Source organism: Burkholderia sp. WSM2230, from assembly GCF_000472445.1.
In the GTDB taxonomy this organism is placed as follows: Bacteria; Pseudomonadota; Gammaproteobacteria; order Burkholderiales; family Burkholderiaceae; genus Paraburkholderia.
Genome location: NZ_AXAJ01000005.1, coordinates 257,269 through 278,029 on the forward strand (window position 1 = coordinate 257,269; position 20,761 = coordinate 278,029).

A 20,761-nucleotide genomic window follows, 5' to 3' on the forward strand; every position below is an offset into this window, starting at 1 on the left:
CTTTTGAGCGGCGTTTACGTAATAATCGCGGCACACGCGGTCGGATTCGATCCCTTCACCATCAAAAATGCGTAGGTCATGGCTTTTAGCGAACCAAGGTCTCCATTTTTCAGGTGGATCGTCTCTTCCGCTCAAAACCTGAGCGCAGAGAACCGGCAGATACTTCTCGCCAATCTCTTCACGCGCACGGCATCAATTGTTTTCGCGTCAGTCTGCGAAATCAGTGTCTGCGTGACCGCTTACTACCTGCATCCGAGCCTGCTGTATGCGACATGGACAGGCGCCGTCGTCGCGTTGCTGATCGTGCGTCTGGCGCTTATCCGGTCGTGCTGCAGCCGTAGTGCACGCAACCTGCCTACACCTACCGCGGCCTTTCTGTTTGCTAGCGTTCTTTGGAGCGCGCTGTTCGGCTTCGGCGCGCTGCTTTGCAACGTCAGCGCAGATCCCACACTGTTTCTGCTTGGCAATGTTTGCGCGGTCGGCGTTGTCGGCGGACTCGCCGGACGTAATGCGGCCACGCCGCGGCTCGTGTTGCTGCAGATCTTCTTTATTCTCGGCTTGCTCGGCGTGGGCGCGGCGCTGTCGCCTGGCTCCGGGAAACTGGTGCTGCTCTTCCAGGCACCGTTTTGCGCTGCCGGTTTTCTGACCGTGGCGCTGCGCAGCAATCGCGACACCGTGGCCCTGCTGCTCGCACGCGAAACGAGTCAGCGCCTCGCGCATCACGACAGCCTTACCGGCTTGCCGAATCGTGCGCGCATCAACGAATTGCTGCTTGAGCGCACAGCGGTCAGCGCTTCGCATCGCGACGGTTTGTTCGCTGTTCTATTGATCGATCTGGACGGCTTCAAGGCGATCAACGATAGTCTCGGCCATGCGGCAGGCGACCAGATTCTTCAGGAAGCCGCAGTTCGCCTGCGTGAAGTGATGCCGGCTACCGACATTGTCGGGCGCCTGGCAGGCGATGAGTTCGTGGTCATTTCAGAAGCGCCCGAACCGTCTCGCGACGTGCGGCTGCTCGCGGACAGCATCGTCAAGACGCTGGCGCGGCCGTTCACATTGAGCGAAGCACTGGTGCATATCGGCGCGAGCGTGGGCGTGGCGCTGTATCCGGAACACGCTTCGACCGGGCCGCAATTGCTGATCTGCGCCGACCGTGCGCTATATGCGGTCAAGCGCAGCGGCAAGAGTGCCTACGCGATTTTCGACGCCGAACAGCATGTCTCCGACGAAAGCCTGAGCCTGCTGCGCAGCGACCTGGAAGGCGCGTTGCGCACGTTCGGCGGACTGCGCATGGAGTATCAGCCGATTGTGGACCTCGCGAGCGGCGCCGTGACCGGCCGCGAAGCGCTGATTCGCTGGACGCATCCGACGCGCGGCGAACTCTCGCCGTCCGCGTTCATTCCCACGGCGGAGCGCACCGGCCTGATACTCGCGCTCGGCGAGTGGGCGTTGCTGCAGTCGTGCAAGGAAGCCGTGATGTGGCGCGACAAGGTGCCCGTTGCGGTCAACGTATCGCCGGTGCAACTGCGTGAGGAGATGTTCGCCTCGATCGTCGCGGGCGTGCTTCGCAAGACGCGGCTTCCGCCCGAGCGTCTGAATATCGAAGTGACGGAGACAGTGCTGCTGAACGACGACGTCGTGACGCGCCGCAATATCTCGCGGCTGCGCGCATTGGGCATCGGTATCGCGCTCGACGATTTCGGCACCGGCTTTTCGACGATGTCCACGCTCGTGCGCTTCACGTTCGACGAGCTGAAGATCGACAGCTCGTTCGTCAAGGAGTCTGTGCATCGGCGCGAGTCTGCGGCAGTCGTGCGAGGTATCGTTGCATTGGCACGCGAGATCGGCATGCCGACTACCGCCGAAGGCATCGAAACGCAGGAACACCTCGAGTTCGTGCGGCGCTCCGGCTGCACTCATGCGCAAGGCTTTTTGCTCGGCAAGCCGGTGCAGGGCAGCGAAATCGCGCACATCGAAGAGAAGCTGCCCGCCCAGTCCGTGAACCAGGCGTAAGCGGTCGGCCGCTTGGACCTCGATGCGCCGCTCACATTGAACCGCGAGGAACATGTGGACCCGACCTTGAAATTCCAGCTCCGCCTCACTGTCGCGCCGGAACTTGCGGATGCGCTGCGCGCCGATCCTTCCGGCGCGCATGAAGAGCTTCAACGGATATTGCATCGGCACGATGCAAGCGTGAAATGCCAGTACGACGCATTCGCGGACTACGTGAGCGAGGCCGAGCGCATCGGCATTGAACAGTATCCGCTTTATCAGTGGACGCGCGAGACGATCGAAAATCCGCAAAAGAAAGCGAAGTACTTGCGCTCATTTACGGTCTACGTAAAGGGCGAACAGATCTACGAGAAGCATCTGGCCGATGCGATGGAGACCGAACTATTGAATCTCATCGACGAACATGGCATTCAAGGCGTTTCGAAGTTCGATACGAATCCCGCCAACAGCCCGCAGCCGCCGCAGCGTTAGCCGCCAGTCATCAGCGTTCGGCCATGAGCGTTTAGCCATTTCATTCAACTGTCACCGTTTCGCGACTAGGATCGCTGGTCAAAAGCTGCCAGTTCTTCCTACCCACAAACACTGACATGTCGAATACAAAAAACGCTAAGGCCTCGCCAGCCGATCAGGGCGCTTCCATCGTTTCGCGTCGAGGGTTTCTGAAGTTTGCCGGCGCGTCCGGTCTGGCCGGCGCGGCCAATGCTCTTTCGACGGCGCGCGCCGCGAGCAGCACGCCGGACGGCACGCCCGAGCAGGTTCACCTGACCTGGGGCAACGATCCGTCGAGTGAAGTGATCGTGTCGTGGGCGTCGCTCGCGGCGGCCGTGAAGCCGCATCTGCGCATTGGCAGCCCAGGCGACACGAAACACGTGGTGCATGGCGTGCAGACCACCTACACCGACGGCCTGAACGGTGAGGTCGTGTTCAACTATCACGCGCGTCTGCGTGGCCTCACGCCCGACACGAGCTACCAATACGAGGTTACGGCCGAGAACGACAGCAACGCGGCTCAGCCCTTCAGCGGCAGCTTTCGCACTGCGCCGCGCGGCCGCGCGCCGTTTCGCTGGACGAGCTACGGCGACCTCGCGACACCGAACACCGGCTGGGTGCTGTCGTCGCCGCAAAGCCGCTTTGCGGTGCAGGCGGTGGAGCGCTTCCAGCCGCTGTTCCATCTGCTCAACGGCGATCTGTGCTATGCAAACCTGAACCCCACGCAACAGCCGCAAGTGTGGCGCGACTTCGGCAACAACTGCCAGACCTCGGCGGCCAATCGTCCGTGGATGCCATGCCCCGGCAATCATGAGATCGAATTCCATAACGGCGAGCAAGGGTTCGCGTCGTATCTCGCGCGCTATACGCTGCCCGACAATCACACGCGTTTTCAGGGGCGCTGGTACAGCTTCCGCGTGAGCTCGGTGCTGTTCATTTCGCTCGATGCCGACGACGTCGTCTATCAGGACGCCGCCGCCTTCGTGGCCGGGCCCAATCCGCTCGTGCCGGCGGCGAGCACCGGCAATCCGCCGATCCAGCCGGGCACGTCCTTCTATGTGCGCGGCTACAGCGGCGGCGAGCAGACGCGCTGGCTCGAGAAGACACTGCGCCACGCGGCTGAGGACGACGACATCGACTGGATCGTCGTGCAGATGCATCAGGACGCGCTGAGTTCATCGAAGACGGGCAACGGCTCTGACAAGGGCATTCGCGAAGCGTGGCTGCCGCTCTTCGACCGCTACGGCGTGGACCTCGTGCTGTGCGGTCACGACCACGACTACGAGCGCAGCTACCCGGTACGCGGCTGCAATCACCACAAGGGCACCGACATTGCAACGGGCCAGCCGGTCGATACCTTGCAGCCGAAGCCGGTGATGTCGGCGATTTCCGCGGGCGCGTCGACCTTCGACACGAGCCACGGCACGATCCACCTGATTCTCGGCGGCGGCGGCACGAGCGCGCCGCTCGACGTCTATGGCGTGGATGCAGGCACTGGACTGCCGCAAGCGCGCATCTTCACGCGGCCTAATCGTCCGGCGCCGGGCACGACGGCGGGCACCTTCGTTCGAGCAAGCGCCGACGCCGTGGAAGACGCGATCTGGTCCGCGCAACGCGATACCGGCACCGGCTATGGCATCGCCGTGTTCGATCACGACCCGGGCCATGCGGGCGGCGAGACCACCATCACGATGAACTACTACCATGCGCCCGGTGCGGATCAGACGCCGACTGCGAACTATGAACTGTTCGAAACGATCCAGCTGAAAAAGAAGCGCGAGCGTTGAGCGGAGCGGGCAGCTAAAGGTAAAAATGACGGCGCCATCATTTGTTACACGTCTTACCGGTAAGCCGTGCCGTAGTTACAGAGCCCTTTCATCTCACCGGTTATACTCGGCGCCGTCTCATAAAAAACCAAAGACCTTTTATGTCCAGGAAAATCCTCCAGATTGTGGCTGTTGCGGCGCTCGCGAGCGCGGCTTCCTTGTCGGCGGTGGCCGGCGACATGAGTAACGCGCTCGGCGGCGGCCTCGGTGGCGTCGCGGGTGCGGCGCTGGGCGGCGCGGTCGGCGGCAGCACGGGCGCCGTGATCGGCGGCGCCGTGGGCGGCGGAGCGGGCGGCGCGGTAACGTCGAACCGTCGCGAGCGCACGGGCGCGATTATCGGCGGCGCGCTGGGCGGCGGCGCGGGCACGGCGGCCGGCAATGCAATGGGCGGCCGTGGCGGCGGCCTGGTCGGCGCAGCCTTGGGTGGCGGCGCGGGCGCGGCGCTTGGTGGCAACATCTCGCGCTCCAACTCGTATGCCGACGACTACTCGCGCGGCTACCGTTCGGGCAAGAAACGGCACAAGCATCGCCACTACGACTAACTAGTCGCGCTGCGTTAAATGTCGCGAAAGCCGGGTGCGCCGCGCGCGCACCGGCCAATTTAAGGGTGGCGTTCTAACGCGCGTGCTTCAGACGGCGTTTCAATCGCGGCCTCGGCGCGTTGTAAACGCCGCTACCGCGTCCTTGAAACGACTGCTGCCATACACAGCTTCGATCAGATCTTCGTCGTCGAGTCGCTGCTCGATCACGATGCGGCGCAAGCTTTCCTTTACCGCGTGCTGCGTGACCGGCGAGAGCGCAATCAGTCGTTGCGCGAGCGTGTGCGCTGCGTTTTCCAATGCCTCGCGGGTGCAGACCTCCTGCACATATCCGCACGCGAGCGCTTCTTCGGCCGTCAGATAGTCGGCGAGCATCAGCATCTTCTTGACGCGCGGTGTGCCGAATGCCGCCTGAAGCCGCGCGATGTTGCGCGACGACAGCGTGTTCGACAGCGTCTTCGCAATCGGCGCGCCGAAGCGCGAAGCTTCGGTGCAGACGCGGAAATCGCAGGCCGTGGCGAGCGCGAGACCGCCGCCCACTGCCCAGCCGTCGATCACGGCGATGGTCGGCACGGCAATCCGCTCGACGGTGTCTATCACGTGCTCGACAAACGCTTCGTACGCGATGCCGTCGCGCCCATCGCGGAAGTCCTCGAAATAGCCGATGTCCGTGCCGGAGACAAAAGACTTGCCGCCGGCGCCGCGCAAAAGAATGCAGCGGACATCGCCATTCGCCTCGCACCGCGCGACATGCGCGAGCAGCGACTCGTACATGTCGAGTGTCATCGCGTTATGCCGCTCGGGCCTGTCTATCAGAATTTCCGCCGCGCCTGAGGCATGGAACGTGAGGCGAACCAGTTCCTGTTCGCTCATGACGCGGCTCCGTTGATCTCAGCGAAGATCTCGTCGTTGTGCTCCCCGAGCAGTGGCGGATGGCGGCGCACGGTAGGCGGCGTGCCCAGCAGTTTCACCGGAAAGCCGATGTTTTTGACTTTGCCCTCGTTCGGGTGATCGATCTCCATACACATCTTGCGATGTTGGGCGTGTTCGCTTGCAAACGCTTCTGGATACGAAAGAATCGGACCTGCTGGAATGCCGGCGGCAAGCAGCATGTCGACCCATTCCGCGCTGTCGAGCCTCGCGAATTCCTGCTCCAGCGCCTCGATCATCGCCTCGCGATTTTTCAGGCGCAGCGACACGCTCGCGTAATCGGCGTGCTCCAGCAGGTCGCGGCGATCCAGCACTTCGCACAATCGGGTCCAGAGCTTCTGGTTTGTCGCTCCCATGACGAAGTAACCGTCGCGCGCCTTCACGGCCTGGTAGGGCGCGCTCATCTTGTTGCTCGTGCCAAGCGGGGTCGGCGGCACCCCGGTGCCCCAGTAGTCGGACATGTCCCAGATCGAGAAGGCCATGATCGAATCGAACAACGACGCGTCGATATGCTGGCCTTCGCCGCTTTTCTGCGCGCCGATGTAAGCGGACAGCACGCCATACACGGCGAAAAGCGCGCAGCCGATGTCCGCGACCGGAACGCCGGCTTTCACCGGTTTGCCGCCTTTGTAGCCCGTTACGCTCATCACGCCGGACATGGCCTGCGCCATCAGATCGAAGCCGGGCCGCGACGCCCACGGCCCGCTCTGCCCGAAGCCCGAAATACTCGCATAGACAATCTTCGGATTGATCGCCTTGATGGACTCATAGTCGATTCGCAAACGCTGCACGACGCCGGGCCGATAGTTCTCCACAATGACGTCCGCTGTTTTCGCGAGCTTGTAGAACATCTCGCGCCCTTCGTCGCTTTTCAGATCCAGCGTGACCGAGCGCTTGTTACGGTTGAGGTTCAGAAAGCCCATGCTGTCGGGGCCTTTCATCTTGAAGCCCATTGAACTGCGCGTCTGGTCGCCTTCAGGCGGCTCGACCTTGATGACGTCCGCGCCCAGGTCGGCGAGCATCATGCAGGCGAACGGGCCCGCCATCACCTGGCTCACGTCGAGCACACGTATGCCTTGCAGCGGTAGATGCGTTGATTGCGTCATGGCGGGCTTCCTCCCTGGTCGGATGAGTCATGTTGTGACTCCACTGTCGCCGAGTTGGAGGGCGCGCCGCAAGAATCGCGGCGTCATGGCTGGTTTCGCGGCTCGCGAAACCGCTGTGCATGCGGGCACGGCTAGCCGCCCGCGAGCAACGCCTCGACGACGTTGCGCAGCGTTTGTTCCTGAGCGTGTCCCTCGACGCAGGACAACACGTAATGGCGACGTGCCCAGTCTCCGTCAAGCTCGACCGACGCTAGCGCTGCCTCGGGGCGGAAGCTCTGCAGCACATCAGGCGGCATCAGGCCGACGCCGAGTCCATGACGCACCATCGCCAGCATGGTGTCGAAGCCGGTCACCGTGAGGTTGTTCGGAAACAGCCGGCCGCGGCTGCGATACGCGCGCTCCACTGCCGACAGTACCGCCGAGCCCTTGCCCAGGCTCACGATGGGAACGTCGAGCATATCGTCGATGCTAACGGGCGCAGTGCCGAATTGGAAATGCGCGCGGCTATAAACGAGCACGAGCCGGTCTTCCCTATACGCGAATTTGTCGAGGTCGAGAAAGCCGCTTTTCTTCTCGTAGATGCCCACGTCAATCACTTTGTCGCGCAGCAGTCGCTGCACGATCTTGCTGTTTTCCTCGACGATTTTCAGCGCGATGCGCGGGTACTTTTGCTGGATCGCCGCGATCTCGCGGGCCAGAAACTGAATCACCACTGCCTTGGGCGCGCCGATGATGATGCGTCCTTCAAGGCCATGATTGAGCGCCTGCGCATCGCCTTCCATGCGGTCTATCAGGTTGTCGATCTGCCGAACGTATTCGAGCAGCCTGGTGCCCGACTCGGTGATTTCCGCGCCGTGCGGCACGCGCCTGAAGAGCTTCGCTCCGAGTTGCTCCTCCAGGTCCGACACGCGCCGCGATGCCGCCGCGACCGCCAGGCTCAGCTTGTCGGCGGCTCGCGAGATGCTGCCTTCCTCGGCAATGGCGAGAATCAGGCGGACGGTTGTCGTGTCGAATTTCACTTCGTCTCCCATGAGTGTCAAACGATGAATCGGTGCATGCGTCGCCCGATAGTTTAGTGTTTCGCGACCCGCGGCCGTCCGCGCCGGTTTCAGCAGGCGATCGGCAATTGCGAAAATTAACCTGGCCAATCTGTTTTTCTTATGAGCCGGCGATGTTGCAGGCGCTACATGCGTTCATGCGAAAGCCGTGCGGTCTGCTTGCCGACCATGGGCTAGCTTATTGATTTTCCGGGTCTTTCCTAATGGATATGGTTTCGCAATACCTTTGGCAGCTTCAGCCAATACCATGAAAAATTCGGATATCTGAATAATTTCGCGCTGGCTCAGCGGCACCTTGCTGCCTACTTTCCGGTCCGGCCTCGACCTATATTGATACTCGCACATCGCGCCAGACGGCGACGTGCCGCCGGGCACTTGCATCTATCTTGACAGCATGTCCACCGCGCTTCTCGACGACAACGCTTTTCGACGACAACGACTGGAGACAACAATGCCTGTATTTTTCAGAGCAGGACGGATAGCACGCGGCCTTTTGCTGGCCGCCCGCGAGTGGCAGAAGAGCCGCTGCGCGCAACGAATCGCCAGTGGGCGCTGGTCCGCCTTATTGATCGCCATGGCGACATTGATCGCAATGACCGGCGTGCCGTCCGCCGCACAAGCCGCGAGCGGCGGACTCGCCAGTCTGCCCGCAGTGCTGCCCGCGATGGACTGCGCAGCCGTCATGAACATCGATCTGAACGGCGTGACCGACGGCACGGTGACGATCACGTCAGCGACCGTTCTTCCTGCCGGCACCGTCGTCGGACAAAACAAACTGCCGGCGCCCGTCTGCGACGTGAAAGGCACAATCGGGCCGGGCGCGTCGCTGTTCGAATTGCAACTGCCCACGCAAGGCTGGACGCAGCGCTATCTGCAGGCGGGTTGCGGCGGTCTCTGCGGCAATCTTTCTGTGAATGCGCCAATGGCTTCGACATGCGTGCCCGTTACCAACGGGCAGATCGCGATGGCGGCAACCGACATGGGCCACGAAGGGCTCAATGACGGATCGTGGGCACTGAGTCCGCAGGCGAAGCTCGACTTTGCCTATCGTGCGGAACATGCCACGGCGCAGGTGTCGAAAGCGATTATCAACAGGTTCTACGCGCGCCCAGCGAAGTATTCGTACTTCGACGGCTGTTCCGATGGAGGCCGCGAAGCGCTGATGGAAGCGCAGCGTTTCCCGGACGATTTCGACGGCATCGCGGCCGGCGCGCCCGCGAACGACCTGCTCGTGCAGAACACGTTTCACCACGCGTGGCCGGCCGCCGTCAACGTCGATCCAAATACCGGCAAGTACATTCTGCTGGCGGACAAGCTTCCGCTCATTCACGCCGCCGTATTGGCTGCGTGCGATGGCCTGGATGGCGTGACCGATGGCGTGATCGACAATCCGCAAGTGTGCCGCTTCAATCCGTCGACCATGCTGTGCGCGAAGAATCAGGCGAGCTCTACCTGCCTCTCGCAAGCGGAAGTGGACGTGGTTCGCGCGATCCACGATGGAGCCACCGATTCGCGCGGCATTCATCTCGAGCAACCGGTATCGCGTGAATGGGGTTCGGAGTTGAACTGGAGTCTTTTTATTCCAGCCACCGATGCGGGGCCGAGCGGCACGATCAATTTCGTGCTGCCGTTCCTCAAGTACCTTGACTACTTCAACGCATCGTATCCGTCCGCGACGATCACCGATCTGAAGTTCACCGTGGATTCATTCCTGAAGACGGTGCAGACGTCGAACTATCTCGCGGCCACCGATCCCGATCTGAGTCCGTTCGCGCGCCGTGGCGGCAAACTGATACTGTGGCATGGACTCGAGGATCAACACATCACACCGCGCGGCACGATTGAGTACTACGAACAGATGAAGAATGTGATGGGCGGTGAAAACGTTGACCGGTTCACAAGGCTCTATCTGTTTCCGGGCGTCGCGCATTGCGGTGGCGGCAACGGCCCGAACACATTCGACATCGTGACTTCGGTGATGGCCTGGGTGGAAACCGGCACGAAGCCGGGGACAATCGTCGCATCTATCGTCGATTCGAGCGGACAGGCAACCCGCACGCGCCCTGTGTTCCCGTATCCCGCCGTTGCTCAATACACGGGTTCGGGCAGCACGGACGACGCGGCGAACTTTGTTTCGTCCGGCACGCAGAAGGACCCGCATGTCGATTTGCACTGGATCGGCGAATGGCTGTATTCGCCTGGATATGAAGCGTGGTGCCACGTTGAAGGGACACAACTCGTCTGCAAGGGTGGCAATAACTGGAGCAGCTATCGCAAGACACAGTTCCGCACGGACGAAGCTTCCAGTCACTAGCATTGCATTTGACCAAACTGTTGCTTCACAGTGTCGCGCGCGCCGGCATCATTTCGTGGCGCGCGCCTTCATTTCAGGCGGCGCCATTGACGGATGCGCGGCGCCGTTCCACCGGTTCATGGCTCGCCAGCCCATTTTCGGCGACGCGGTTGCGCAAGCCGCACCGCGAAAAAAAAGCCTGCCGCCCGAGGGAACGGCAGGCCGAAAGTCGAGGGACGGGGTAGTCCTGAGATAGCGATCCCTCGAAGACCGGAACGGAGTTTAGCCGCGCAAAATCGCCAATTGCGAAGCTGCGGCTGTTTTGCCCAAGCTCTTGGCCGAACGCGACAATCAAGTACCCTCTTCAATCTGTATAAAGCTTCGCAATACAGACGAATACGCGTGATGAGAACTCGGCGGCCCATCACCATCTTGTCGACGCCGACGCATCCATAACGTTCTCCCACGCGACCGTGACTGTGGTCAGCGTCGCCATGCGGCTCACTACTGCATCCCGCGAACCCGCGCCTCGAACATCTCCGAACGCACTTTGGTCGCATCCGCCAATAGGTGGATGCAATCGGACACCTTGAAATTGCGCGCGAAATGAAGCGCCTATGATGCACTGCAGAAAAAGCGATTTCGCCATGTTGCAGGGGGTAGCGATATGAGTTGTGCGTGCGATCTAGTTGGGACCGGAATGACGCCTACCGGGTATGGGAACTCGGAGCGTCAGCGTCTAGCCGGCACTGCGTTGTCAAACCCGCTGGAAATCGCGGAACGCGAGGCCCGCGATGAGTAACCTGCATCGCTTGCTGAACGATGCGCAGTTGGCTTCACTGCTGAGCCGTCTCGGCGTGGGGCCCGGCAAATCGCGCGATGGTGCGATGCCGCTATGTCTCGTTGCATCAATCTTCAACGTGCGGCAGATCGAGGCGGCCTACGAACGCCCGCTCGGCGCCACCGTGCGGCGCGCGGTGCTCGAGCGCGCGCGCCAGCTAGTTGCGGTGGAAGGCGGCATGGTCGCACGCAGCGGCGATCACATCTTGTTCGCGTTCGACGCCGGTTCGCAAGCCGAGTTGCTGAGCGGCGCATTGCCAATGAGCGATGCGAGTCTGCCCGACCGGATCGTCGAAGCACTCGGCGGCGCTCCCGTGTATGGAGACGGCGGAACCGTTTATCCGGCCATTTCGGTGCGCGTTGCCCGCTATGGCGACGAACCGTTCGACATAGACGCGGTCGGCACGGCCTCGCTTTTGCCTGGTCGACTGCCAGGCTGGCGCGAGCAGTATCAAGGCGACATGGCTACTGCTGTCGCGCTGTTTCGCGCGATGGACCAGGGCCGGCTCGCCGTCGAACTCACGCCACTACGGCAGGGCGCTAACGCGCAGCAAAAGACTTGCTTTGCGCTCGCGCTGACCGAGCGCGCGGGCGGCAAGACGAGGCCGCTGGGCGTCGCGCTGGAGGCCCTCGAACGTCTTGGCCTGACACGCCGTCTGGATCGATGGATCGTCAATAGCTTGCGCGAGCGGCTGGTTCTGAATCCGTCGATCAAGGTGAAACTGATTACGTCGATTGACGGCATGCCGCCCGAGGAGTGGCGGCTGCGCGTGATGAACGCGTTGCTGTTGTCACCGGAAACCGCCTCGCGAGTGAGCATCGACGCCGCTGATGCATCGGCATTGTCGAAGCAGCGCGGCGCTGCGCGACGGCTCGCGGCATCGTCAGTAAAGCGGGCGCAGGGATTCAATTGTCAATAACGGGGTCGATCATGTTGAAAGTGACGAAGGCGGTATTTCCGGTGGCGGGGTTGGGCACACGGTTTCTGCCCGCGACGAAGGCAAGTCCGAAGGAGATGCTGCCGATTGTCGACAAGCCGCTCATTCAGTATGCAGTGGAAGAGGCGATTGCAGCCGGCATCACCGAAATGATCTTCGTAACAGGCCGAAGCAAGCGCGCCATTGAAGATCATTTCGACAAGTCGTATGAGATCGAAGCGGAACTCGAGGCGCGCGGCAAGGAGAAGCTGCTGGAACTGGTGCGCGGCATAAAACCGGCCAACGTCGACTGTTTTTACGTGCGCCAGGCCGACGCGCTCGGCCTCGGCCACGCCGTGCTATGCGCGGAGAAACTGGTGGGCAACCAGCCGTTTGCCGTGATCCTCGCCGACGACCTGTTGCATGGCGAGCCGCCGGTGCTCACGCAAATGGTGGATGTGTTCAATCATTACCATAGCTCCGTGATCGGCGTCGAAACCATTGCGCGCGAGCACAGCAGTTCTTATGGCGTGGTGGGCGGCCGCGAATGGGACGACGGCTTGCTGAAGGTATCGACGATCGTGGAGAAGCCCGCGCCGAAAGATGCGCCGTCCAATCTCGGCGTCGTGGGGCGCTACATTCTCACACCCGCGATCTTCCGGCATATACGCAATCTCTCGCCGGGCGCGGGCGGCGAGTATCAGCTTACCGATGCGCTGCAAGCGCTGCTCGCGAACGAGCAGGTGCTTGCGCACCGCTATGCGGGCACACGCTTCGATTGCGGCAGCAAGCTCGGCTATCTGAAAGCGACCGTGGAGTTCGCGCTGCGGCATCCGGAAGTCGCGCAGGCATTCGACGCGTATCTGCGCGAGCAGATCGCGTCGAGAATGCATTACCCCGATGCCGTCGATCTGGCAACGGCATAAGGCAGTCCGCGTCTATTTTGTGCCCGGCAGCTTTTGCGCGCCGGACGCGGGCGCCACGCGCGCGGACTCCTTGACCAGTTGATCGGTCATCGCAGCGGCGACAGGGTTCGTACTGCGGCGATTGAGATCGACGGGGTCGGCGGGAGGCGGAGGCGGCAACGAAGGATCGAGTTTCGCCGACTCGCGCACGAGCAGTTCCGTCATCATCGCGCCTACGTCGCTCGAGCCACGGCGGCGCAGATCGTCGTGGCCGCGCGACTCTTCGGCATGCTGCGTGGTCCTGGACCTTGCGTAGGAGCGTTGAGGTTGCGGTTGCGACTGCTGCTGCTGCGCTTGCGACTGCGCTCGCACCTGCGGTTGCTGCTGAGCTTGCGCTTGCGGTTGCGGTTGCACGGGCTGCGCCGGCTGCGAGACCGGCGGAAGCTGCGCCTGCGTTTGCATGTCCGCGGCGGGCACATTCGTGAGGCCGTCGACCGGCGCCGCTGGTGCGGCCGGCGTCGCAGGCATCGCGGGTTGCGTCGCAATCGCCTGAGCCGCCGCCGGCGGCCGCACGTCCACGCGGCTCACGTTCGTGCCGTTCTGGGCGCGGCTGTTGTTCGCATTCGCAGCCGTCTGCGGCGATGCGGGACGAGCGATGCTGCCCGCAATCACATGGTTTTCGGCCGGGCGAGAATCGACGATGTCAGGCGCGGTGAGCACCGCCTCGGGCGACGCCGCCGACTTCTTTTCCTCGCGCGGGTAGAGCAAATAGGCGCAGATCACCAGGTCCGCCAGCACGAGGCCGACAATCAGCGTCTTTCCGGTATTAGTCATATCTAAACTGAAGCTTCATCCAAAGGCACGGGTCCATGATAAACGACGACTCGTTGCCTGACCGTGAACGGCAATGCGCTGCGTTTTAAACGCGAACGGTCAGCCGTCTATACACAGCGTGGATCGTACGAAGAGTTTCTACAGAACTTAGCGGTTTGTCACCCGCCGATATTCAACGTTTTAGGCCATCTTTTTCGGCCATGTGGCGCGATTCGCCGGGTGAGTATCGGATCAGACTTGCCGCGCCGATGCACGCCGACGAGATAAGGCCTGGCTGGCGGCTGCGCGATCTCTGATACGCTCTCCTTCTCGCATGACCATCAACAACGAGGAGCGTCAAATGAGCAAGGGGTATTGGGTAACCACATATCGCAAGATCAACGATCCGTCGAAGCTGGCGGCCTACGGCCAGTTGGCTATGCCCGCAGTGACGGCCGCCGGCGGCAGATTTCTCGTGCGCGGCGTCGCGGACGAAATTCGCGAGCAGGGCATGAAGGAGCGGACGGTGGTGATCGAGTTCCCGTCGTATGAAGAAGCGGTCGCCGCATATGACAGCGACGCCTACAAGAAAGCGCTCGAGGCCTTGGGCGACGCAGTAGAGCGCGATCTGCGCATTGTCCGCGGCACTGAATAAGCGGATAAAGCTGCCAGCGCTCAGCGCCGCGTGCGCTGAGCGCCATGAAGGCGCTGACGACCCTGACCGCGCTGAAGTTGCCGAACTTCAGCTCGGTCCGCTCGACCTACTTCACCGCACCCAGCGCCAGACCCTTCACCAGATACCGCTGCAACCACGCAAACACCACCGAGACCGGCAACGTCGCGCAAAGCGTCGCGGCCATCACCAGATGCCACTCAACCACATATTTGCCGGCGACCATATCGGTCACCTGTACAGTGAGCGTCTTGTTCTCCGGCGAGCGTATCAGCGTGTAGACAACCGCGAACTCATTCCACGCGTTAATGAACGTGAAGATTGCCGTGACGACAATCGCGGGCACGGCAAGCGGCAGAAACACCTTGAAAACGGCTCTTGCTCGTCCGCATCCTTCGAGCCACGCTGATTCCTCGAGATCGCGCGGCACCGTTTGAAAATACGAAGACAGCATCCAGACCGCGAAGGCAATATTGAAGGCCGCGTAGGAAACGATCACGCCGATTTTCGAATCGACGAGATTACCGTCGCCATAAGGGATCATTGCAGCGAGCCGGAAGAGGCCGACGACCAGCAGAATGGGCGAGAGCATCTGCGTGACCAGCAGGAACTGGCGATACGGTCCGCGTCCGCGGAACGGAAAGCGCGCCAATGCGTAAGCTGCGGGCAAGCTCACCGCGAGTGCGAGCAATGTCGACAGTAGACTGATGACCGTGCTGTTGCGCAGCGCCACGCCGAAATTGGCGGCTTGCCACATGTCGACGAAGTTGCTCCACTGCCAATGCACCGGCAACCAGCGCGCGGGATAAACGAAAATCTCGGAAGCCGGTTTCAATGCGGTGAACAGCATGACCGCAAACGGGAACAGCACGACCACCACCAGCGGCGACAAGGCAAGCCAGCACCACAGCGACCGTTTGGTTTTCGCGGTGAGCGTCATGACGGTTCTCCTTCTTTGGCCGGCTGCAGGCGCAGATACGCCATCGAAAACACGAACAGCATGACGAGCATGATCAGCGACACAGCGGCCGCCTCGCCCGGTCGACCGAGCCTGAAGCCGAGCTCGTATAGATATGTGACGAGAATGTGCGTGCTGTTGTCGGGGCCGCCCTGCGTCATCACCCAGATAATCGGAAACGAGTTGAACACATAGATCACGTTCAACAGAATCGCCATATTGATGAAGGGCCGCAGCAACGGCAGCGTGAGCTTGCGGAACTGCTGCCATGCGCTCGCGCCGTCGATGCGCGCCGCTTCATAGATGTCGCCGGGCACCGAAGACAATCCACCGAGCAGAATCGTCACGGTAAATGGAATCGACACGAGCACGCCCACTGCGATTTCCACCGGAAACGCAAGCTCAGGTGTCGCCAGCCAGTGAATCGGGCCGCCGATCAAACCCAGGCGTTGAAGCGTGACGTTGACCATGCCGTAGTCGTCGTTGAAGGCCCAACGCCAGACAACCGCGGTCATGGTCAGCGAAACTGACCACGGCAGCATGACGATGGTTCGCGCGATGCCGCGTCCATGGAAGTCCTGATTGAGCACCAATGCGACCGGCACCGAAATAGCGACCGTCCCGCCGACCACGAACACCGTCCACACAATCGTACGACGCGCGGCCGCCAGAAACGTGGGGTCGCTGAAGATGGAGTAGAAGTTCTGCAAGCCGGTGAAGTCGCGAATCGCCCCGAAACGCGACACCTCATGCAGCGATTGCCACACGATGTTGAAAATCGGATAGCTGATGATGAAAAGCGCCAGCACCAGGCTCGGCGCAATCAGCAGCCACGGCGCTTGCAGACGTGAAGAAGCAGAACGGCTCATGCGTGCTCGATCGTGAGGCGCGCCCGCATGAAGCATGCGGGCGCGTCGGAATGGGCCGGTTAGTCGGGAGCTGCCAGCGTGAAAGCCGCAACGCGCGCCGCGCTCATTGCCACGGCGGCAGTCGCAACGAATGCGGCGCGCTTGCCGTGCAGCGAGTTACCGCAAGATCGGCGCGCCGCGCGCATCAATGGCCGAGCGACTTGTTGGCCTGTGCGGCCGCCGCATTCAGCGCATCGGCCGGTTTCGCCTTGCCCAGATAGATGGACTGCATTGCGTCGGTCACGGCTTTCGCAGTGTCTTCCCAGCCCGTCACGGTCGGCGCAAAGCGGGCGGTGGGCAACAAGGCGACAAATGCTTTGGTATCCGGATCATTGAACGCCGGGTCGGTCGATTCTGCCTTGGTAGTCGGCAGGAAGCCTTCTGTGGTCGTGAACTCGACGCGCGGTTCCTTCGTGAACAGATAGTCGAGGAACTTCCACGCGGACTTCTTCACTTTCGAGTTCTTGAACATCACGATCGAATCCGTGACCGCGTAAGTGGCGTGCGTGGTACCCATCGGAATGGGATCAATGCCGTACTTGAGATTAGGAGCTTCCTTCTTGATCTGCTTTGCGAGGAACGGTGCGGAGATCATCATCGCCACGCGGCCTTGCTTGAAGAGGTTCTGCACGTCTTCACGGCTATAGCCGGTTACGCCCGGCTGCGTCAGGCCCTGATCGATCAGCGATTTATACAGCGTGGCCGCCTTCACGCCGGCCGGCGAATTGAACGCCGCCTTGTTGTCCTTGCCGACCACGTCGCCGCCGTTGGTCCACAGCGCATAGTAGAAATACACGTCCGTTTCGATTTCCTTGCCCTGCAGACCGAAACCGGCAATGCCCTGCGCCTTCAGTTTCTTCGACGCCTCGATCACGTCGTTCCATGTTTTCGGGCCATCCGGATAGCCGGCTTTGGCGAGCAGGTCCTTGTTGTAGTACAGCGCTCGGGCGGATGCCGCAATCGGCAGCCCGTAGAGTTTGCCGTTGATCTCGCCTGGCGCGAGGAAAGGACCGATAAAGCGTGCTTTGAAATTGGCGTCCATATAGCCGTCGAGCGGTTCGGCCACATCGTCCTTCACGAAGTCAAGCAGCCACCGCGTGCCGACGATCGCGAGGTCGGCATTCGCATTGCCGGAGATATCCGTCTGCAGCTTCTGCTGCAATGTGTCCCAGTTCACGTCTTCGATCTTGATGGTGGTGCCGGGATTTGCCTTCTCGAAGTTGCGCGCCATCTTCTCGAAGTACGGAGCGGTTGCATCGCTGTAGTGCGCGACGGTCACGCGGACCGTGTCGGCATGAGCCGCTACGGCGATACCTGCAAAAGCGAGCGCCACGGCGACTTTGCCGAGCGCGAGGGAAGCACGGGCATGCAACGACATTTCTCTCTCCTGAACAGGTTGGCTGCCGTCGCCGGCCGCTGTGTGTTGAATTGTTTGAAAAAATCCTACACGGCTAAAAATGCATTGTCACGTAGGGTCTGCGATATTTTTTATCCGGCATGTTTGTGCATAAGATGCCTGTAAAACAGGGATATTCTGGGCGCGGGCCGCTGGCCGATTACCCACTATCCGGGACAGAAACAGTTGTGCGCCGCACGGTGCTGTAAGAAATTTACACGGAACGCGAACCGTGCAGCGCGCGTGAAAGCGAGGGCAAAATGAAGCGAGTGGTGTTGGTGACGGGCGCTTGCGGCGGCATCGGCAGCGTGCTGTGCAGGCGTTTCGTGGAGGAAGGCGACACGGTGTTGGCGCTCGACATCGACGCCTCGGCGCTCGATCGCCTGACGAAGCAACTCGGCGAAACGCGGGTAACGCCGCTTGCTGCCGATCTCGGCGACGCCGCGGCGGTGCAGCAAGCCGTAGCCGCCGCAGTGGCGAAGCGTGGACCGGTAGATGTCCTCGTCGCGAACGCGGGCGCCGCTGAAGGGCTCACGCTTGCCACGACCGACGCCGCCAGTTGGCAACGCGATATTCATCTGAACCTGAACGGCACGTACCACACGGTGGAAGCCGTACGCGCGTCCATGATCGAACGCGAGCATGGCGTGCTCGTGCTGATCGGCTCGGTGAACGGCATGGCCGCGCTCGGGCATCCCGCATACAGCGCGGCAAAAGCGGGCTTGATCAGTTACACCAGGGCGCTCGCACTGGAATTGGGCCGCTATGGCATCCGCGCGAACATCGTGTGTCCGGGCACCGTGAAGACCCAGGCATGGCAGGCGCGCGTGGACAAGAACCCGCAGGTCTTCGAGGACCTGAAGAAGTGGTACCCGTTGCGCGACTTCGCGACGCCCGACGACATTGCCGACGCCGTGCTGTTTCTCGCCTCCCCAATGGCGCGCGTGATTACCGGCGTCGCGCTTCCCGTCGACGGCGGCTTGATGGCCGGCAACCGTTTGATGGCGCAAGAACTGACGCTCGAATCGCTTTGACCGAAACCTGCAGACGACGAGGACAGCATGGCAGCAGTGCAACTGAGCGGCATCTTCAAACGCTACGGCGATACGCAGGTGGTGCATGGCATCGACCTTCATATCGACGACGGCGAGTTCGTCGTGCTGGTCGGTCCGTCGGGCTGCGGCAAGAGCACGTTAATGCGCATGGTGGCGGGGCTCGAGGAAATCAGCGGCGGCGATCTGATGATCGGCGGAACGCGCGCGAACAATCTCGCGCCGCAGCAGCGCAATATCTCGATGGTGTTTCAAAGCTATGCGTTGTACCCGCATCTTTCGGTCTACGAAAATATCGCGTTTGGTCCGCGAATTCGCAAGGAGTCGCCGGCCAGTTTCAAGCCGCGAATCGAGGCCGCCGCGAAGATGCTCAATCTCGGCGGCTACCTGGAGCGTTTGCCGCGAGCGTTGTCGGGCGGTCAGCGCCAGCGCGTCGCGATGGGTCGCGCGGTGGTGCGCGAGCCGTCGCTGTTTCTGTTTGACGAGCCGCTCTCCAATCTGGACGCGAAGCTGCGCGTGCAAATGCGTACCGAGATCAAGGCGCTGCATCAGCGCCTGAAAAACACGGTGATTTACGTGACGCACGATCAGATTGAAGCCATGACGATGGCCGATCGCATCGTCGTGATGAACGCGGGGCGGATCGAACAGATCGGGCGTCCGCTCGAACTGTATGACCGTCCGGAGAATCTGTTCGTCGCGAGTTTTCTTGGCTCGCCCTCGATGAATTTCGCCGAAGGCATCGTGGTGAACCGCTCGCAGGCTTCGGGACTCGCATTGAAACTCGCGGACGGCAGCGAGATCGTGCTGGAAGGCGCGCCTGCTTCGGCAACAACCGGCGCGAATGTGACTTTGGGCGTGCGCCCCGAGCACATCGAAACGGTCACGCAGACGCCCGACGCAATCATGCAAGTCGAGGTGATCGAGCCGACTGGCGCGGAGACGCACTTGTACGGGAAAATAGGCGGCAACACGTGGTGCGTGACGACGCGTCAACGCTCGGAGATGGAGCCGGGCGAGCGCGTCGCGCTGCGCCTTCCCGCTGCTCATATTCACCTGTTCGATACGCAGAGTGGACGCAGACTGGTCTGAGCCGCGTGTTGCCGATTGAAGCTGCGAGCGACGCGGATTCATTTAACCCTCAAGGAACACCGGGTGTCCGCACCGAACTTGATTCCCCACATCCGCAGCGCACTCGTGAGTTTGCGGCCCGCCGAGCGCAAGGTCGCCGACATGGTGCTGAACGACGTCGACTTCGCCATGCGCGCGAGCATCACCGAGCTCGCGCAGCGCGCAGACGTCTCGGAGCCTTCGGTTACGCGTTTTTGCCGGGCCATCGGCGCCCATGGTCTACGCGACTTCAAGATGCAACTGGCGCAGAGCGTGGCGGGCGGGCTGCCGTATTCGTCTGCCGCGATTGCGCGCGACGACGACGTGCAAACGCTGATGGACAAAGTAGGCGAAGCCGCCGTCGAAGGCATCACACACGCGCGCGGCGCGTTGGATCCCGCAGTGGTGGAGAGCGCGATTGCGGCGCTATCGAGTGCGCGGCGTGTGTTCTTTTTCGGCGTCGGCTCGGGGTCCGGTCTGGTCGCGCAAGACGCGGCGTTGCGGTTCCTGCGCCTCGACATTGCGTCCACCGCTTTTACCGACGCGCACTTGCAACGCCTCTACGCCGGCATGATGGAGCCAGGCGACGTGGCCTTTGGCATTTCGCATTCGGGACGCAGCGTCGAGGTGAACGAGAGCATTCAGATCGCGAAGGAACGCGGGGCGACCACGATCGCGCTTACCACTGTCGGCTCGCGCCTTGCGTGGCTTGTGGATATTGCGCTGCTGCTGCGCGTGCCGAGCGCGATTGATCCGAATACGCCCGGCGTGTCGCGGCTCGTGCATCTTTGCATCATGGACGCGCTCGCCATCGGCGTCGCGCTCAAGGCCGGCCCGAAGACGCTGGAGAAGATGCGGCATGCGAAGGCGAGGTTGTCGTCGCATGAGCCGCAGACTGGGGATTAGGCAAGCGGGACTATCAACCGCCGCCTCCG

At 61.8% G+C, this 20,761-nt stretch carries 18 protein-coding genes; 11 read left to right on the plus strand and 7 right to left on the minus strand.

What is annotated here, in order from left to right; genetic code table 11:
* Window positions 1–78 precede the first annotated feature (78 nt).
* The 4 genes from A3AC_RS0113065 to A3AC_RS0113080 all read left to right on the plus strand — a co-directional run bounded on the left by A3AC_RS0113065 (window position 79) and on the right by A3AC_RS0113080 (window position 4,870).
* Window positions 79–2,013 (plus strand): putative bifunctional diguanylate cyclase/phosphodiesterase, encoded by a 1,935-nt coding sequence (locus A3AC_RS0113065; RefSeq protein WP_025599349.1) that lies wholly within the window; start codon window positions 79–81, stop codon window positions 2,011–2,013.
* A 54-nt stretch (window positions 2,014–2,067) separates the two neighbouring features.
* Window positions 2,068–2,484 carry a hypothetical protein gene (locus A3AC_RS0113070; protein WP_025599350.1) on the plus strand — a complete coding sequence of 139 codons (417 nt, stop codon included), beginning with the start codon at window positions 2,068–2,070 and terminating at the stop codon, window positions 2,482–2,484.
* Window positions 2,485–2,600: 116 nt separating this feature from the next.
* Window positions 2,601–4,289, plus strand: a complete 1,689-nt coding sequence (locus A3AC_RS0113075) for a purple acid phosphatase family protein (RefSeq protein WP_025599351.1) — start codon at window positions 2,601–2,603, stop codon at window positions 4,287–4,289.
* 140 nt (window positions 4,290–4,429) lie between these two features.
* Entirely contained in the window at window positions 4,430–4,870 is a 441-nt protein-coding gene (locus tag A3AC_RS0113080) for a hypothetical protein (protein WP_025599352.1), read from the plus strand.
* A gap of 99 nt (window positions 4,871–4,969) precedes the next feature.
* Here the strand turns inward: A3AC_RS0113080 and A3AC_RS0113085 are convergent, their stop codons facing one another.
* From A3AC_RS0113085 to A3AC_RS0113095, 3 genes are all read right to left on the minus strand, one after another.
* Window positions 4,970–5,740, minus strand: a complete 771-nt coding sequence (locus A3AC_RS0113085) for an enoyl-CoA hydratase (RefSeq protein WP_025599353.1) — start codon at window positions 5,738–5,740, stop codon at window positions 4,970–4,972.
* The gene (locus tag A3AC_RS0113090) at window positions 5,737–6,903 is read right to left on the minus strand and encodes a CaiB/BaiF CoA transferase family protein (RefSeq protein ID WP_025599354.1); all 1,167 of its coding nucleotides are present in this window, start codon (window positions 6,901–6,903) and stop codon (window positions 5,737–5,739) included. The genes A3AC_RS0113085 and A3AC_RS0113090 overlap by 4 nt, the downstream gene beginning before the upstream one ends.
* 131 nt (window positions 6,904–7,034) lie before the next feature.
* On the minus strand, window positions 7,035–7,922 hold the full coding sequence (locus A3AC_RS0113095) for a LysR family transcriptional regulator (RefSeq protein ID WP_025599355.1): 888 nt from the start codon (window positions 7,920–7,922) through the stop codon (window positions 7,035–7,037).
* Between the two features lie 577 nt (window positions 7,923–8,499).
* On the opposite strand from A3AC_RS0113095, the gene A3AC_RS0113100 reads away from it, so the two are divergent.
* The 3 genes from A3AC_RS0113100 (at window position 8,500) to galU (ending at window position 12,937) form a co-directional block, all read left to right on the plus strand.
* A complete protein-coding gene (locus A3AC_RS0113100) occupies window positions 8,500–10,275 on the plus strand; it encodes a tannase/feruloyl esterase family alpha/beta hydrolase (RefSeq protein ID WP_051361623.1) in 1,776 nt (591 codons plus the stop codon).
* A gap of 773 nt (window positions 10,276–11,048) precedes the next feature.
* Window positions 11,049–12,014 carry a hypothetical protein gene (locus tag A3AC_RS0113110; protein WP_025599358.1) on the plus strand — a complete coding sequence of 322 codons (966 nt, stop codon included), beginning with the start codon at window positions 11,049–11,051 and terminating at the stop codon, window positions 12,012–12,014.
* Window positions 12,015–12,025: 11 nt separating this feature from the next.
* Window positions 12,026–12,937 (plus strand): UTP--glucose-1-phosphate uridylyltransferase GalU, encoded by a 912-nt coding sequence (galU, locus tag A3AC_RS0113115; RefSeq protein WP_025599360.1) that lies wholly within the window; start codon window positions 12,026–12,028, stop codon window positions 12,935–12,937.
* A gap of 12 nt (window positions 12,938–12,949) precedes the next feature.
* On the opposite strand, the gene A3AC_RS0113120 is transcribed toward galU, so the two are convergent.
* Complete coding sequence (locus A3AC_RS0113120; RefSeq protein ID WP_025599361.1) at window positions 12,950–13,750, minus strand: hypothetical protein; 801 nt, start codon at window positions 13,748–13,750, stop codon at window positions 12,950–12,952.
* A gap of 340 nt (window positions 13,751–14,090) precedes the next feature.
* Between A3AC_RS0113120 and A3AC_RS0113125 the strand changes: the two genes are divergently transcribed.
* Window positions 14,091–14,384, plus strand: a complete 294-nt coding sequence (locus tag A3AC_RS0113125) for a DUF1330 domain-containing protein (RefSeq protein WP_025599362.1) — start codon at window positions 14,091–14,093, stop codon at window positions 14,382–14,384.
* 106 nt (window positions 14,385–14,490) lie between these two features.
* On the opposite strand, the gene A3AC_RS0113130 is transcribed toward A3AC_RS0113125, so the two are convergent.
* The 3 genes from A3AC_RS0113130 to A3AC_RS0113145 form a co-directional block, all read right to left on the minus strand.
* Window positions 14,491–15,342, minus strand: coding sequence for a carbohydrate ABC transporter permease (locus tag A3AC_RS0113130; RefSeq protein WP_025599363.1), 852 nt, complete (start codon window positions 15,340–15,342; stop codon window positions 14,491–14,493).
* Window positions 15,339–16,229, minus strand: coding sequence for a carbohydrate ABC transporter permease (locus A3AC_RS0113135; RefSeq protein ID WP_025599364.1), 891 nt, complete (start codon window positions 16,227–16,229; stop codon window positions 15,339–15,341). The genes A3AC_RS0113130 and A3AC_RS0113135 overlap by 4 nt, the downstream gene beginning before the upstream one ends.
* A 184-nt stretch (window positions 16,230–16,413) precedes the next feature.
* Window positions 16,414–17,646 carry an ABC transporter substrate-binding protein gene (locus A3AC_RS0113145; RefSeq protein WP_025599366.1) on the minus strand — a complete coding sequence of 411 codons (1,233 nt, stop codon included), beginning with the start codon at window positions 17,644–17,646 and terminating at the stop codon, window positions 16,414–16,416.
* A gap of 278 nt (window positions 17,647–17,924) precedes the next feature.
* On the opposite strand from A3AC_RS0113145, the gene A3AC_RS0113150 reads away from it, so the two are divergent.
* From A3AC_RS0113150 to A3AC_RS0113160, 3 genes are all read left to right on the plus strand, one after another.
* Window positions 17,925–18,698, plus strand: coding sequence for an SDR family oxidoreductase (locus A3AC_RS0113150; protein ID WP_025599368.1), 774 nt, complete (start codon window positions 17,925–17,927; stop codon window positions 18,696–18,698).
* Window positions 18,699–18,725: 27 nt separating this feature from the next.
* Window positions 18,726–19,808 (plus strand): ABC transporter ATP-binding protein, encoded by a 1,083-nt coding sequence (locus tag A3AC_RS0113155; RefSeq protein ID WP_025599369.1) that lies wholly within the window; start codon window positions 18,726–18,728, stop codon window positions 19,806–19,808.
* 63 nt (window positions 19,809–19,871) lie between these two features.
* The gene (locus A3AC_RS0113160; RefSeq protein ID WP_025599370.1) at window positions 19,872–20,732 is read left to right on the plus strand and encodes a MurR/RpiR family transcriptional regulator; all 861 of its coding nucleotides are present in this window, start codon (window positions 19,872–19,874) and stop codon (window positions 20,730–20,732) included.
* The last annotated feature ends 29 nt before the right edge of the window (window positions 20,733–20,761 follow it).

What these genes read in the sequence shown, in the direction of transcription:
- A3AC_RS0113065 (WP_025599349.1), top strand. Translation starts at nt 79, where the DNA reads ATGGCTTTTAGCGAACCAAGGTCTCCATTTTTCAGGTGGATCGTCTCT.
- A3AC_RS0113075 (WP_025599351.1), top strand. Translation starts at nt 2,601, where the DNA reads ATGTCGAATACAAAAAACGCTAAGGCCTCGCCAGCCGATCAGGGCGCT.
- A3AC_RS0113080 (WP_025599352.1), top strand. Translation starts at nt 4,430, where the DNA reads ATGTCCAGGAAAATCCTCCAGATTGTGGCTGTTGCGGCGCTCGCGAGC.
- A3AC_RS0113085 (WP_025599353.1), bottom strand. Translation starts at nt 5,740, where the DNA reads ATGAGCGAACAGGAACTGGTTCGCCTCACGTTCCATGCCTCAGGCGCG.
- A3AC_RS0113090 (WP_025599354.1), bottom strand. Translation starts at nt 6,903, where the DNA reads ATGACGCAATCAACGCATCTACCGCTGCAAGGCATACGTGTGCTCGAC.
- A3AC_RS0113110 (WP_025599358.1), top strand. Translation starts at nt 11,049, where the DNA reads ATGAGTAACCTGCATCGCTTGCTGAACGATGCGCAGTTGGCTTCACTG.
- galU (WP_025599360.1), top strand. Translation starts at nt 12,026, where the DNA reads ATGTTGAAAGTGACGAAGGCGGTATTTCCGGTGGCGGGGTTGGGCACA.
- A3AC_RS0113120 (WP_025599361.1), bottom strand. Translation starts at nt 13,750, where the DNA reads ATGACTAATACCGGAAAGACGCTGATTGTCGGCCTCGTGCTGGCGGAC.
- A3AC_RS0113125 (WP_025599362.1), top strand. Translation starts at nt 14,091, where the DNA reads ATGAGCAAGGGGTATTGGGTAACCACATATCGCAAGATCAACGATCCG.
- A3AC_RS0113130 (WP_025599363.1), bottom strand. Translation starts at nt 15,342, where the DNA reads ATGACGCTCACCGCGAAAACCAAACGGTCGCTGTGGTGCTGGCTTGCC.
- A3AC_RS0113135 (WP_025599364.1), bottom strand. Translation starts at nt 16,229, where the DNA reads ATGAGCCGTTCTGCTTCTTCACGTCTGCAAGCGCCGTGGCTGCTGATT.
- A3AC_RS0113145 (WP_025599366.1), bottom strand. Translation starts at nt 17,646, where the DNA reads ATGTCGTTGCATGCCCGTGCTTCCCTCGCGCTCGGCAAAGTCGCCGTG.
- A3AC_RS0113150 (WP_025599368.1), top strand. Translation starts at nt 17,925, where the DNA reads ATGAAGCGAGTGGTGTTGGTGACGGGCGCTTGCGGCGGCATCGGCAGC.
- A3AC_RS0113155 (WP_025599369.1), top strand. Translation starts at nt 18,726, where the DNA reads ATGGCAGCAGTGCAACTGAGCGGCATCTTCAAACGCTACGGCGATACG.